General features: G+C 53.1%; 10 protein-coding genes and 1 tRNA gene. 5 read left to right on the forward strand and 6 right to left on the reverse strand.

The features are described 5' to 3' along the window. Window positions 1-37 precede the first annotated feature (37 nt). Window positions 38-676 carry a GntR family transcriptional regulator gene (locus tag M0D42_RS02135; protein WP_265019969.1) on the forward strand — a complete coding sequence of 213 codons (639 nt, stop codon included), beginning with the start codon at window positions 38-40 and terminating at the stop codon, window positions 674-676. Here M0D42_RS02135 and M0D42_RS02140 read toward each other — a convergent pair. Further along, window positions 659-2,551, reverse strand: a complete 1,893-nt coding sequence (locus tag M0D42_RS02140) for a glycosyltransferase family 2 protein (RefSeq protein ID WP_265019970.1) — start codon at window positions 2,549-2,551, stop codon at window positions 659-661. The two genes, M0D42_RS02135 and M0D42_RS02140, sit on opposite strands and share 18 nt — an antisense overlap. A gap of 68 nt (window positions 2,552-2,619) precedes the next feature. Then, entirely contained in the window at window positions 2,620-3,783 is a 1,164-nt protein-coding gene (gene carA / locus M0D42_RS02145; RefSeq protein WP_265019971.1) for a glutamine-hydrolyzing carbamoyl-phosphate synthase small subunit, read from the reverse strand. A 185-nt stretch (window positions 3,784-3,968) separates the two neighbouring features. Here carA and M0D42_RS02150 point away from each other — a divergent pair, with 185 nt between their 5' ends. The 4 genes from M0D42_RS02150 (at window position 3,969) to M0D42_RS02165 (ending at window position 9,483) form a co-directional block, all read left to right on the forward strand. Beyond that, on the forward strand, window positions 3,969-4,430 hold the full coding sequence (locus M0D42_RS02150; protein ID WP_265019972.1) for a GatB/YqeY domain-containing protein: 462 nt from the start codon (window positions 3,969-3,971) through the stop codon (window positions 4,428-4,430). 160 nt (window positions 4,431-4,590) lie between these two features. After that, a tRNA-Gln gene (locus M0D42_RS02155) sits at window positions 4,591-4,665 on the forward strand. Window positions 4,666-5,378: 713 nt separating this feature from the next. Continuing rightward, a complete protein-coding gene (locus tag M0D42_RS02160) occupies window positions 5,379-6,419 on the forward strand; it encodes an efflux RND transporter periplasmic adaptor subunit (protein ID WP_265019973.1) in 1,041 nt (346 codons plus the stop codon). Between the two features lie 10 nt (window positions 6,420-6,429). Next, window positions 6,430-9,483, forward strand: a complete 3,054-nt coding sequence (locus M0D42_RS02165; RefSeq protein WP_265019974.1) for an efflux RND transporter permease subunit — start codon at window positions 6,430-6,432, stop codon at window positions 9,481-9,483. A 101-nt stretch (window positions 9,484-9,584) separates the two neighbouring features. On the opposite strand, the gene M0D42_RS02170 is transcribed toward M0D42_RS02165, so the two are convergent. The 4 genes from M0D42_RS02170 to comD all read right to left on the reverse strand — a co-directional run bounded on the left by M0D42_RS02170 (window position 9,585) and on the right by comD (window position 13,405). Beyond that, the gene (locus M0D42_RS02170) at window positions 9,585-11,117 is read right to left on the reverse strand and encodes a glutamate synthase-related protein (RefSeq protein ID WP_265019975.1); all 1,533 of its coding nucleotides are present in this window, start codon (window positions 11,115-11,117) and stop codon (window positions 9,585-9,587) included. Between the two features lie 142 nt (window positions 11,118-11,259). After that, complete coding sequence (locus M0D42_RS02175; RefSeq protein WP_265019976.1) at window positions 11,260-12,348, reverse strand: alpha-hydroxy acid oxidase; 1,089 nt, start codon at window positions 12,346-12,348, stop codon at window positions 11,260-11,262. Further along, window positions 12,348-12,902 carry a sulfopyruvate decarboxylase subunit beta gene (comE, locus tag M0D42_RS02180; RefSeq protein WP_265019977.1) on the reverse strand — a complete coding sequence of 185 codons (555 nt, stop codon included), beginning with the start codon at window positions 12,900-12,902 and terminating at the stop codon, window positions 12,348-12,350. The genes M0D42_RS02175 and comE overlap by 1 nt, the downstream gene beginning before the upstream one ends. Further along, window positions 12,899-13,405, reverse strand: coding sequence for a sulfopyruvate decarboxylase subunit alpha (gene comD, locus M0D42_RS02185; RefSeq protein ID WP_265019978.1), 507 nt, complete (start codon window positions 13,403-13,405; stop codon window positions 12,899-12,901). Before comD ends, comE begins: the two co-directional genes overlap by 4 nt. Window positions 13,406-13,451 lie beyond the last annotated feature (46 nt).

Consider the following 13,451-nt stretch of genomic DNA (forward strand, 5'->3'; position numbering starts at 1 on the left):
AATGCATAGTCTGATCTTCACAGATCGGAGCGCTCAAATGACCCAAAACCGCACTCAGAACAGAGATGCCTATACAATGATCCTAGAGGCCATTGATCTTGGGGTCTTTAAGCCCGGCGATCGCCTGGTGGAAAGCGATCTGGCGGATCGATTTGGAGTTTCCAGAACACCGATCCGTGAAGCTCTACAACGTCTTGAAACGCAATCCTTGCTTGCGCGCGACGGGCGTAGCCTGATTGTTGCGTCATTGGATCACAATCAACTTGCAGAGCTTTATGCAGTGCGCAGTGAACTTGAAGGGCTCGCGGCCCGTCTGGCGGCGCGGCATGCCACCTTGGAGGAGGTGAGGGTGCTCAAGGAAATGGTCAAAGAAGACTGGCAGTTGATTGGCGATGCACGCGGCCTTGCCAAAGCCAATCGGCGTTTCCACAAGATGATCCACCTCGCTTCGCACAACCGATTTTTGGTGCAACAGCTGGACATGGTGCACCGTTCCATGGCTCTGATGGCTACCACCTCTCTTGCAGCTGAAGGGCGCGGTGAGGTCGCTTTGGGAGAACACCAAGCGATTGTTGATGCCATCGAAGCGCGCGATGATGATGCGGCTTATGACGCTTTGAAACGCCATATTTCTAAAGCCTTTGAAACCCGTTTGAAATTACGCGCCGAGAGCTGAAAACTCTGCTTCGATACCCTCTGGTGTCTGACCATGCGCAGTCTTGTCCCAATAAAATGGACGAACCACCAGTTCATACAGCGCCTTGTAGGCGCCTAATGTTGCCAGGGTGAAATAGATCGGCATGGTAAAGGCCCAGCCCGCCAGCCATTTGCGATTTTGACCTCTTAGCGCATAGATCGCGAGGAAGATATCTAGCAGTGTGATCAGCACAAAGAGCACAGCGACGCTGGCGACCAGCGCTGCTGGTAGCGCTTTGATCCAGCTTAGAGATAGGCCAAAGGCGAGGATCCAGAAGCTCCAGACAAAAGGAGCGAGTAGGAACTGTGAAAGCGTTGACAGAAAGATGGCGTTGAAACCTAGAAATTTCACAAATCCCAGCTCTTTCAGAAGTTTTTGGGGGCTGCGCATATGTACGAGATAGGTCACCATATACCCTTTTAGCCAACGAGATCGCTGTTTCACCCAAGGCCGAAAGCGGCAATTGGCTTCCTCTTGGGTGACTGTTGGGATCAATTCCGTCCTGTATCCGTATCTGTAAAGTCGAATGCCAAGATCCGCATCTTCTGTGACGTTATGCGCGTCCCAGCCGCCAACTGCTTCGATAGCCTCGCGCCGTAGGAACAGGGTTGTACCCCCCAAGGGAACCGCCGCGCCAAGCCGCGACATGCCGCGAATGATCACGCGAAACCACATAGAGTATTCCAATGTAAAACAACGCGAAAGCCAGTTGGTACGCGGATTGTAGTAGTCCAGAATACCTTGCAAGCACGCGACGTCTGGAGCCGCGTTTTCGAATGCGGCAGCGACTTGTTCTAACTGATCCGGGGCAGGGGCGTCCTCTGCGTCCCAAATCCCTACGATGTCGCCCTTACAAAAATCGAGTGCATAGTTCAGCGCGCGAGGTTTCGTTGTTAGTCCTTGCCCTTCAGGAACCTCGATCACGCGGATCCAGTTGGGCAATTTGGTGTGTGAAAGCGTTTCTTTCGTCTGGTCGTCTTTGGCTTCTAGAACCAAGACAATATCGAGCAGCGCACGCGGGTATGTCAGAGCACTTAGCCGACGGATCAACGCCGCCGCTATTTCGGTTTCCTTAAACAGGGGAACCATCACGGATATCTTAGGGTGTCTTTTGCCCTCGATTTCCATGGGGTTCACCGCAGGAGTTTTTCGCTGACTCGCCCAGAAAGCGCAAATTTTCATGGTCGCTGCGAGAAGTTGCGTGCCTAAAATGGCAAAGGCCAATCCTGCCCAGGCGTTCTTTGGGAAAAGGCCAAACAACAGAACCGTTCCAAGAGCAAGGGCGACTGAGATCGCAATGCGCCGATGTGATTGAAGCGCCCATGAACGACAGCTTTCCACTTCTGCAACTCTCGCCTCACATTGTGATGTCAGCGTGCGTTCAGATCGTAGGGCCAAATAGGATTGAAGCTGTGCGCTTTTCACGAGGACGAGCCGAACCCCGTTCGGCCCAGATGGCAGTGATTTTCGCAAACGCTCAAAGAGTTGAGGGCGACTGGTCGCAAAGGCGAGCTGCCCGTTCATACTGATCCAAGGTACGATGGCATGTTTGATACAGAATTGCGGGGACAGAAGATGTGCAAGGCGTGCATCTGGCGGCGCCTTCGAAAGGTCGACGATCTGAGCGAAATAGTGCTTTGACAGGTGTGGTAGCGCCTGCTCTTCAGACAGCCAGCCTTTGCTGATCAAGACGTCGACTAGGCCGCAATTCCATCTCGAAGTTGCTGTGAGTGCATAGAAGAGCTGCCAAGGGGCGATGAGCCCGTCTTCAAGAAAGCGGCGACCAAGGGATAATTGTCGATCAGGAAGGTCTTCCAGTTTCGGCGCAAATAAAGCCGATCCCGTGTGAAACATGTTGCGCCCCTCAAGTTAGAGAGTTGAGGGTGCGCAACCAGGGTTAAATAGTGCTTAACCGTGTTTGATTAGGACGCTTTGCGGGCATCCATGTGAGCCGCGAAGCGCTCAAACAGGTAGAAGCTGTCCTGAGGGCCAGGGCTTGCTTCTGGGTGGTGTTGGACGGAGTAAACCGGACGATCGGCGATGCGGATACCGCAGTTAGAGCCATCAAACAGGGATGTGTGTGTTTCCACAACGCCCTCTGGCAGTGATTGGCTGTCCACGGCAAAACCGTGGTTCATGGAGGTGATTTCTACCTTGCCGGTTTCATGATCTTTTACCGGGTGGTTGGCCCCATGGTGGCCGTGGTTCATCTTGATTGTGGTTCCGCCAAGCGCCAGTGCCAGCATCTGGTGGCCGAGGCAAATCCCAAAGACAGGCAGCTCTTCGTCTTCCAGAACCTTTTGGATCATTGGAACAGCATACTCACCTGTCGCCGCAGGGTCGCCAGGGCCATTGGACAGGAAAACGCCATCTGGGTTATGCGCCAAAATCTCTTCTGCTGTTGCCGTTGCCGGCAGGACAGTCACGTCACAGCCCACGGATGCGAGGCAGCGCAGAATGTTGCGCTTTGCGCCGAAATCGACGGCAACGACCTTGTGACGTGGGTTTTCTTGAGTTGGGTAGCCGTCTGGCCATGCCCAACGCATTTCGTTCCAGCGATAGCTTTGTGCACAGGTCACTTCCTTGGCCAGGTCCAAGCCTTCGAGGCCAGAGAATTCACGCGCCTTGGCAACCAGTGCTTCGATGTCAAACTTGCCCTCAGGGTCATGTGCCAAAGCAACGTGTGGCGCACCCTGCGCACGGATTGCTCGGGTCAGACGGCGCGTATCCACACCGCCAATCGCAATACGATTGCGCGACGCCAGCCAGTCAGAGAGATGACCGGTTGAGCGCCAGTTAGATGGTTCGGTTGGGTCCCACTTCACCACCATGCCTGCGGCCACCGGATCACCGGTTTCATCATCTTCAGGGGTGACGCCGGTGTTGCCGATATGTGGGAAAGTGAATGTCACGACTTGGCCCGCATAAGATGGGTCTGTCATGATTTCCTGATAACCGGTCATCGCCGTGTTAAAGCACAGTTCCGCAACGGTTTCTCCGACTGCGCCAAACCCGCGACCATAGAAAATGGTCCCATCAGCTAAAGCAAGACATGCGGTTGGGGTGTTTGAAGGCACCTGGGCCATGGCAGCGACTCTCCGGGCTGGGGACAAATTGTCGGGAAACTAAGGCGAGGCCGGTTCCTCGTCAAGGGTAATCACATTCATGAAAATTGTTTGTTTTCAATGCTTTGTAATTTTCTCTCTTGAGTTGCGTCCGATTTGAGTATCGCATATGGTCCTAGCTCTTAATTGAACCGGGGAAAATGCACATGAGCTTGCGTGCTAAAATCAATGACTCTTTGAAAGAGGCGATGAAATCGCGGGCCAAAGAGCGCCTGTCGACGCTGCGTCTTGTGAATGCTGCGATCAAGGATATGGACATCTCTTTGCGCGGCGAAGGCAAGGATGAAGGTGCCAGTGAATCCGATGTGCTGCAGATTCTGTCCAAGATGGTCAAGCAACGTCAAGAAAGCGCGAAAACATACGAAGAGGGTGGGCGCTTGGACCTAGCAGAAAGCGAATTGAAAGAGATTGTAATCATCGAGGAGTTTCTGCCTCAAAAGCTTAGCGAAGATGAGATCGTGTCTGCGATTGATGCGGTTATCGCTGAGGTCGGTGCAGAGTCCATCCGCGACATGGGCAAGGTGATGGGGGGCTTGAAGGCCAAGTACACTGGCCAGATGGATTTTGGCCAGGTTGGCGGCATGGTGAAGGCTCAACTTAGCAAGTAAAGTCCTATTGAATGGATTTAAGAAAGAGGGGCCTGTCGGGCTCCTCTTTTGTTTTTGGAAGGCAAAATCGGTCGTTTGAAAAAAAATTGGATTCTGGCAAAAAATTTGCAGATCAGGTCTTGCGCCCCTCAAAGACAAGTCGTATTCAGCCGCTCACCGTTGGGGTGTAGCCAAGTGGTAAGGCAACTGTTTTTGGTACAGTGTACCGTAGGTTCGAATCCTACCACCCCAGCCAATTCTCTCTAAAGTCATTGTATTTGAACGATATTTGACTCTGGTGTCAGCGCCGGGTTCCCCAGTGTGCCACATAGGTGCGATACGATCAGTGGGAACTTATCATCATTCCTAATCTGAGTATGTTAATATGTGGTTTGAGCCATTTATGGCGTCTTGGTGCCGTTTGTGTTTGGCAGTCGCAGACTGCGGTAGTCTCTGGCAAGTACCAAGTTTCTTCAGGTCGGCCTTCGATCGAACAGCCTATTTTGGCACCTTTTTGCTGTTCTTCCATAAGCGACTATCCCCGACATTTTAGCTAGGATTAATATGCTGCCAACTTCAGCAACTGAAACTCGGCAGCTCCTTACGACAGAGGTTGTTTATGCGCTTAGGCAGATTAAACATCGCGACTGCGGGAAGGAATAATTATTGCCAGTTGAGAATTGATCCGTCGCTTTGGGGATGATCGCAGGGCTTATCGTAGTCGTCACACGCGATGCGGTCCCTGGAAATGTGCTAACACCGGTGCCAATAGCATTTAACTGAACTGCTGCGCGATAACGCAACGCTGCTACTGCCCCTCAAGTCATTCGTTGGGCATTTGTACCACCAGATTGAAAACGATTTTCTTGCCGATGACCGGAATTGCACACCACAATTTCGAATTGTGCGTGTGTTACTTACTGCATTCCATGTTAACTACAGCTTTGAACAGGATCCTGGAGAACGTGCATGTTTCGTTTGTTTTTAGTGGCAGCATTCTCAATGCTCGCCTTTCCGCATTCGCTTTTCGCCCAAGACGCGCCAAGCCTTGTGAAGTTGATGAAGGTAAATTCCGGTGTCGAGAAAGTGACCCGTGTTTTCTTTGGGCAGGTCAAAGCAAAAGAGACTGTCGATCTTGCTTTCCAGGTAGGCGGCCAGATTATTGATCTGCCGATCGTAGAAGGGGCCACGGTTTCCAAAGGCTCAGTGATTGCCATGCTGGATCTTGAACCCTTCGAGCTTGCATTGGATCAGGCGGTTGTCCAGAAGCAGCAAGCGGATCGTACAGTGGATCGCCTGACAAAGCTTCAGGGCAATACCGTGAGTCAGGTCACGGTGGATGATGCGCAGACACAACAGCAGCTTGCCGAAATCTCCCAGCGCAATGCCCAGCGATCATTGAACAATGCGACATTGGTTGCTCCTTTTGATGCACTGGTCGCGACGCGCAATGTTGCCAATTTCTCCACCATCAATGCTGGTACGCCGGTTGCGCGATTGCATGACATGTCCGATCTTCGCATCGAAATCGACGTCCCTGAGGTTCTTTTTCAGCGGGCGGGTGAAGATGCGGATTTCACATTGACCGCAAAGTTTCCTGCAAGTGACGAGACATTCCCGCTGCAAGTTCGAGAGTTCAACGCCGAAACGTCTCCTGTTGGCCAAACGTTCCGCATCACATTGGGGATGACCCCTCCAGAGGGGCTGACTGTTCTGCCCGGCTCCTCCGTGACGGTCTTTGCTACACAAGACAATTCCGATGATCGAATTCTAATTCCATCTTCCGCCATTCTGACTGCCAATGACGGCACACCAAATGTATTGGTGTTTGAGCCTGCGGGTGCGGATGAGGGTGCCATTCGTGCGGTTGAGATCGAGATTCTGCCGGACGTTAAAGGGCAGTTCCAGGTGGTGTCCGGATTGAGCAATGGTCAAGAGATCGTTGCAAGTGGTGCAAGCCGCTTAACGGACGGCACCGCGGCTCGTCGCTTCACTGGCTTTGCAAATTGAGGACATCACTATGAATGTAGCGAGTGCATCAATTTCACGGCCGGTTCAGACATGGATCATCATGCTGATCTGCATGATTGGTGGGATTTGGGGGTTCTTTTCCCTCGGTCGTCTAGAAGACCCGGCTTTTACAATCAAAACAGCTGTGGTTGTCACAGAATACCCAGGTGCCGACGCAAAACAGGTTGCGCGTGAGGTCTCCGAGCCTCTTGAATCCGCGATTCAGAAAATGGCTGAGGTCAAAGAAATCCGTTCCATGAACCAGCCGGGTCTGTCATGGATCTCCGTCGATATGCAGGATCAGTATGACGGTAGCGAGCTACCAGAAATCTGGACCAAACTGCGCAATCGCGTAAATAGCGCCCGACTGCCGTCGGGTGCTGAGCGCCCCTTTGTGAACGATAGTTTCGGTGATGTGTTTGGCATATACTATGCGGTCACCGCTCCCGGATTTACGGATGCAGAAATCCATGATTTGGCGACATTCCTGAGGCGAGAAATCCTGACAGTTCAGGGTGTGGCTGACGTCGATATTTCTGGCCTGCCCAATGAGGTGGTCTACGTTGAACCAGATCTTGAGATCACAACAAACCTAAACGTTTCTCCGCTAGCGATCGCGCAAGCCGTTGCGACGTCCAATTCCGTGGCAGATGCGGGATCTATCCAATCGGCGGAGGGCCGCACGCTTATTCAGGGACCGACAGGTTCGGACTCAGTTTCTGACATCGCGGGCCTATCGGTTGGCGTTGGCGGACAGGTTCTGAACCTCTTTGATTTTTCCAAAGTGAGCCGTAGCCGCGAGCAAAATCCTAGCCTCTTAATTCGCCATAATGGCGAAAGCGCTTTCACACTTGGCGTCGCCGGATTAGGCAGTGAAAACATCGTTGAAGTTGGTCACCGTACCGATGCCAAGATCGCTGAACTCGCCCCACAAATCCCTGTGGGCGTCGATCTGCACCCGGTTTATCAGCAACATATCGTTGTCGAAAACGCCTCTAACGATTTCCTTGTGAACCTGGCCATGTCCGTCAGCATCGTTGTGGTGGTGCTAGCACTATTCATGGGCTGGCGGGCGGCGATTGTGGTCGGTAGTACCCTTCTTTTGACAGTGGTTGGTACGCTCTTCTTCATGGCGATCTTCTCAATCGAGATGGAACGTATCTCACTTGGGGCTTTGATCATTGCGATGGGTATGCTGGTCGACAACGCGATTGTAGTTGCGGAAGGTATGCAGATTTCGATGCGGCGTGGGATGAGCTCTCGACAGGCTGCTGAAGATGCCGCTGGCAAGACTCAGATACCTTTGCTGGGCGCTACGGTCATTGGGATCATGGCTTTTGCCGGGATTGGCCTTAGCAATGATGCGACAGGCGAGTTCCTGTTCTCGCTCTTTGCTGTGATTGCTATCTCCCTGATGCTCTCCTGGGTGCTAGCTCTGACCGCAACACCAATCCTGGGGCATTACTTTTTCCGCCAAGGCAGCTCTGACTCTGATGACGCCTATGGTGGGGTCTTATTCCGTGTCTATTCCGGTTTGCTGCGCTTGTGCCTCAAAGTCTGGTGGCTGGTTATCCCAGCGTTGTTGGCCGTGACAGTTGTCTGTTTCGCCCTCTTTGGACAGGTGAAGCAGCAGTTTTTCCCGGACAGCAACACACCTCTTTTCTTTGTGCACTACAAGTTGGCGCAAGGGGCTTCGATCCATGAAACCTCCCGTGACCTTGAAGTTCTGGAAGAGTGGTTGGCCAAGCAGGAAGACGTCGTATCCTCAACCGCCTATGCGGGCCAGGGTGCTGCACGCTTTATGCTGACCTATCAGGCGGAAGACCCGAACCCAAGTTACGGACATATCATTGTGCGTACAGAGACCATCGATGAAATCGCACCTTTGATTGCTGAAATGGAAGTCTTTGCTGCGGAAGCATTGCCGCAAGGTGAATTCCGCGCAAAACGTCTGGCGTTTGGCCCTGGCGGCGGTGACCCAATTCAGGTCCGTTTCTCAGGTTCCGATCCTGAAGTCCTTCGCGACCTCGCAGACCAAGCCAGCGTCATTCTGAGCAACGCTTCAGAGAACATCGTGGCACCGCGCGTAGACTGGCGCGAAATGGAGCAAGTCCTGCGCCCGGTTTATGCAACGGAACGTGCACAGGAAGCCGGCATTACGCGCGACGACATTACCAATGTCATGCGGTTTGCAACCGAAGGCTTTGATGCTGGGGTCTATCGCGAAAGCGATCGCCAGATTCCGATCATTGTACGGGTGGCACCGGAAGATGACCTCTCTTTTGCCGATCAGGTGATTTATTCCTCAACCGGTCAGACCTATGTACCTTTTGAACAGGTCGTAGAAGGCTTGCGATTTGAACCACAAAACACGCTGATCATGCGCCGGGATCGGGTTCTGACCATCACGGTTGGATCTGATGTTACGAAAGGCGTGACTGCAGCGCAGGTTCAAACCGAAGTTCAGGCCGCCATCGAGGCCATGCCGCTTCCTGCCGGATACAAGATGGCATGGGGTGGGGAATACGAGAGCTCACGTGACGCGCAGGCCAGCCTCGGTCGGCAACTTCCTCTGAGCTTGCTGATCATGGTGTTGATTTCGGTCCTGCTGTTTAATGCGTTGCGCCAGCCTTTGATCATCTGGCTGCTGGTACCGATGTCAGTCAATGGTGTCGCTCTTGCGCTGCTTGGTACCGGGATGCCGTTCACCTTTACGGCGCTTCTTGGTCTGCTGTCTCTGTCCGGAATGCTGATCAAAAACGGTATCGTTCTGGTCGAGGAAATCGACCTTGTGCGGGAAAACAAACCTGACCAGCCTCAAGTGGACTCAATTATCGAAGCCTCTACATCGCGTCTGCGACCGGTCATTCTGGCGGCGGCGACAACCATCCTTGGGATGACACCACTGATTTGGGATGCGTTCTTCCAATCCATGGCGGTCACGATCATGGGTGGCTTGGCGTTCGCGTCGATATTGACCCTCATCGCGGCACCGGTGTTCTACCACGCTTTCTTTGCTCGTGGGCGAAGGGCTGCCGCATCCGCGCAGCCTGCCGTGGCCTGATGATGGTGGCTGAGTAAAGCGATTACACACATGCATTGGGGCGGGGGAGGTCACACTATTCTCTCCTCCGCCCCGGCATTTACCGATTAAGAGACAGCCATCTACCGGTTCAGACCGGAAAATCTGACACCGCTCAAATCGGCCATCTCTTTTTTCCATGTCGCGATGTCCTTTTGGGACAAGTCCTGAAGGTTTGAGTGCCCACAGGCGCGGGCGAGGACTTTCATCAGGTCAACACTGGCTCCAAAATATCGGGCAAGCCGTTCTGCCCCGACCTGAACATCAAAACGTTTTCTCAGTTCAGGCTTTTGCGTTGCGACACCTACCGGACAGTTGTTTGAATTACACATCCGCGCAGCGATACAGCCAACAGCCTGCATGGCTGAGTTGCTAACAGCGACAGCGTCCGCACCCAATGCCATCGCCTTAACGAAGTCTTCGGCCATGCGAAGCCCACCGGTGATGACCAGTGTCACGTCGCGCCCCGTCTTGGCGTCCAGATGTGCGCGTGCACGGGCCAACGCAGGGATGGTTGGCACTGAGATGTGATCCCGAAAGATTAGGGGCGCTGCCCCCGTTCCACCGCCGCGACCATCCAAAATTATGTAGTCAGCACTTGCCTCCAAGGCGAAGTCGATATCATCCTCTATGTGATTGGCTGAAAGTTTAAAACCAATCGGAATGCCATTTGATTTTTCGCGCACCTGATCCGCGATGTATTTGAAATCAGCAGGTGTTTTTAGGTCTGGAAAGGTCGCTGGAGAAATGGCGGACTGACCGGGTTCAAGCCCTCGGACTTGTGCAATCTTCCCCTGTACCTTGTCTCCAGGAAGGTGGCCGCCCGTTCCGGTTTTCGCGCCCTGACCGCCCTTAAAGTGAAATGCTTGCACACGTTCCACCAGATCGAGATTCCAGCCAAACTGCGCGCTGGCGAGCTCATAGAAGTATCGATCATTTTCAGCTTGCTCTTCAGGAAGCATCCCCCCTTCACCAGAGCAGATGCCCGTCCCAGCCATCTGGGCGCCGCGTGACAGAGCGGTTTTGGCTTCTTCTGACAGTGCGCCATAGCTCATGTCTGAAACGAAAAGGGGAATATCAAGTGTGAGTGGTTTGGCGGCGCGGGGCCCGATGGTCACCGAGGTGCCCACTGCAGCATCGTCCAGCAGTGGCTTGCGGGCCATTTGGGCTGGCAAAATTTGGATGTCATCCCAATGAGGCAGGTCTTTTCGTGGCACACCCATTGCGCCCATTTCACCGTGATGACCCAGTTTGGACAATCCATCACGTGCGAGCTCATGTATACGAGCCACGGTAGGTTCTTCGGGGGTGGCTTTCGCCTGTGGAATGTCAGATTTCGGAGTGGGCGCAGGATCACCGGGTTTCAGATCGCCCAAGGTTGCATGTGTCCCGTCACAAAAGGGACTGTTTGCGGTGCCTTTACACCGGCACAGCGCTGCGGGGGCGGTCTTTTCAGCCGTGAATTTTAGGGGTTTGATATCTGTTGCCGAATGGGATCCATCACAAAACGGTTGGTTTTTTGATCGACCGCATCGACACCAAAAGTAATCTTTGCCTTTTTCAAGATCGACCTTAGCAGGGCTTTTGGCGGCAATAATCGGAACAGAGTCAGTCATTTGGTGTCTCTCCAAACCTTTGTTTGTTATCGGCGGCAACTGAGCTGCAGAGCACTTTTGGTCAGCAGCTTGTTATTTAGTTAGCGTAAATCCTCGTCTTTCAAATCCGTCTCCAGTCTGCATTCACTGCTGACCTTTGTCGCTATGGCAGCTCACATATTCCCATCTGAGCCATCGCAATCGATGCTTCATCACTTAATACACCCCAAAGTTGCTCAAGACCCTTTTCCCCACCTGCTGCTATTGCAAATTGCAGAATACGTCCAAGGAAGGCGAAATCGGCACCGGCATGAAGCGCTTTGAGGACATCCTCCCCGGATCGTAGCCCGCTATCATAAAAAATCGGGAAATTTGGACCGAGCGCATCCCGGATGGGAGCGATCATTTCGAAAGGCGCAGGTGCGCTTTCTAGCTGCCGCGCACCATGGCTGGATATCTGTATCGCGTCCGCACCCGCCTTTTTTAGCTCAATGGCGTCATTCGTGTCCAAAACCCCCTTGATGACAAGGTTGCCCGGCCAAGCGTCACGCAGCCTGTCAAGGGTTTCCCAAGTCGCCTTCGCTCGGCTTTCTGTACGGTCAAAAGTAAAGCCATCCGATTGAAAATTGGCCATTTCCGGTTTGCCTGCAACCAGTGTCGCAAGCGACCATCTTGGGTGCAGCGCAAAGTCGATGAATTGCGATACTCCAATCTTGAAGGGCATTTTGAAACCATGGCGTAATTCGCGTGGGCGACGGCCGACTTCGGGCACATCGACCGTCAAAATCAAAGTTTCATAGCCTGCTGATTTCGCCCGATCAACGAGCTTGAAAGTTCCTTCTCCATCCCCACTAAAATACAGCTGGAACCAAGCATTGCCTTCTGCCACCTCAATGATTTCCTCCATGGGGGTAGACGCAACGGTCGAAACGCAATGAGGGATTTCATATTTAGCCGCGAGCCGCGCGAGCATCAGATCAGCCCTGGGTGCTGCAAGATTGCAAATCCCCATCGGCGCGATGCCGAAGGGGCGCTGGGTGAGTTTGCCAAAAACAGATTTTGAAAGGGAGCGCTGACTGACATCTCTCAGGATGCGTGGAGATAAGGTGGCATTATCAAGTGCGGCGCGATTGCGCGCCGCACCTGTTTCGGCTCCGGCAGCACCATCGATATAGTCAAACACCATCCACGGCAGGCGCCGTTTTGCGATCCGCCGAGCGTCTGCTGCGCTGTGAATAGCGTTCGAGAACATCAGGCTTTGACTGCTTCCATAAAGCGATGTCGGATCACCACTGGATCCAATGTGATAACTGGCAGCTTGATATTGCCACTGTCACATTTGCACACAATCACAGTCATTTCATCGCTGTTGATTGCATCCTGCAGCACAGGACCAAGGTCTTTGTCCTGAACTTCGATCACGGTCTCACATCCACAGGCCTTTGCCACCGCTGCAAGAGAGGTTTTCTTGCCAGCGTAGGTGGGTTGATCGCCCGTCGAGCCATAGGACCCATTGTCGATGATCAGGAGCGTGAAGTTGCCTGTCGCGTTGTTGGCGATTGTTGGCAGAGTGCCAAGATTGGTCAAAACGGAGCCATCCCCGTCGATTGAGATTACAGGCTTGTCCTGCGCCAAAGCCACACCGAAGCCAATCGAGGACGACAAACCCATTGTGCCCAGCATGTAAAAATTGGTTGGCTGATCGTCTATCATATGCAGTTCCTGGCTTGGCAGGCCAATGTTGCAGACAACCAAGTGATCTCGAATGATCGGGGCGATTTCTTTTAGGATTTCAGAACGGATCATTGGTCGCCATAGCCTCCCCAGAAGTTCGCATCCGTCAGGATTGCGACAGGTTTGTTACTCATGAAAGTGTACTTGAGGATATTGTCGAACTCTTCGACATCTTTCTGCCAATGGAAGTGGTAGGTTGGGATGTTGAGCTGAGCCAGAAGCGCCTTGGTATGAACAGCCATTTCCACCTGACAGGCCACCGGTTCGCGCAGCTCACCGCGGTAGGAAATGATCATCGGCAAAGGCATGCGGTAGAACTGCGTCAGCGTCGCCAAAGTGTTGATTGTCACGCCAATCGCAGTGTTCTGCATGATGATCGCTGGACGTTTGCCACCCATGAAAGCGCCAGCGCAGAGCCCCATGCCTTCGTCTTCTTTATTGGATGGAATGTGGAAGATGTCGTCGCGGTTTTCGATTTCATCGATCACTCCGGCCAGCTGTTTGCAGGGGACCGTTGTGACAAAGGAAACGTCGTTCGCAACAAGATCATCGGCGATCTTCTTGTCGATATTCATTCTACTTACCTTTCTGGGAAGCGCCGGTTTTGCCTAAGCGCGTTGA

This window comes from Cognatishimia activa (genome assembly GCF_026016445.1).
In the GTDB taxonomy this organism is placed as follows: domain Bacteria; phylum Pseudomonadota; class Alphaproteobacteria; order Rhodobacterales; family Rhodobacteraceae; genus Cognatishimia; species Cognatishimia activa_B.

What these genes read in the sequence shown, in the direction of transcription:
- M0D42_RS02170 (WP_265019975.1), bottom strand. Translation starts at nt 11,117, where the DNA reads ATGACTGACTCTGTTCCGATTATTGCCGCCAAAAGCCCTGCTAAGGTC.
- comE (WP_265019977.1), bottom strand. Translation starts at nt 12,902, where the DNA reads ATGATCCGTTCTGAAATCCTAAAAGAAATCGCCCCGATCATTCGAGAT.
- M0D42_RS02165 (WP_265019974.1), top strand. Translation starts at nt 6,430, where the DNA reads ATGAATGTAGCGAGTGCATCAATTTCACGGCCGGTTCAGACATGGATC.
- M0D42_RS02135 (WP_265019969.1), top strand. Translation starts at nt 38, where the DNA reads ATGACCCAAAACCGCACTCAGAACAGAGATGCCTATACAATGATCCTA.
- comD (WP_265019978.1), bottom strand. Translation starts at nt 13,405, where the DNA reads ATGAATATCGACAAGAAGATCGCCGATGATCTTGTTGCGAACGACGTT.
- M0D42_RS02150 (WP_265019972.1), top strand. Translation starts at nt 3,969, where the DNA reads ATGAGCTTGCGTGCTAAAATCAATGACTCTTTGAAAGAGGCGATGAAA.
- M0D42_RS02175 (WP_265019976.1), bottom strand. Translation starts at nt 12,348, where the DNA reads ATGTTCTCGAACGCTATTCACAGCGCAGCAGACGCTCGGCGGATCGCA.
- M0D42_RS02160 (WP_265019973.1), top strand. Translation starts at nt 5,379, where the DNA reads ATGTTTCGTTTGTTTTTAGTGGCAGCATTCTCAATGCTCGCCTTTCCG.
- carA (WP_265019971.1), bottom strand. Translation starts at nt 3,783, where the DNA reads ATGGCCCAGGTGCCTTCAAACACCCCAACCGCATGTCTTGCTTTAGCT.
- M0D42_RS02140 (WP_265019970.1), bottom strand. Translation starts at nt 2,551, where the DNA reads ATGTTTCACACGGGATCGGCTTTATTTGCGCCGAAACTGGAAGACCTT.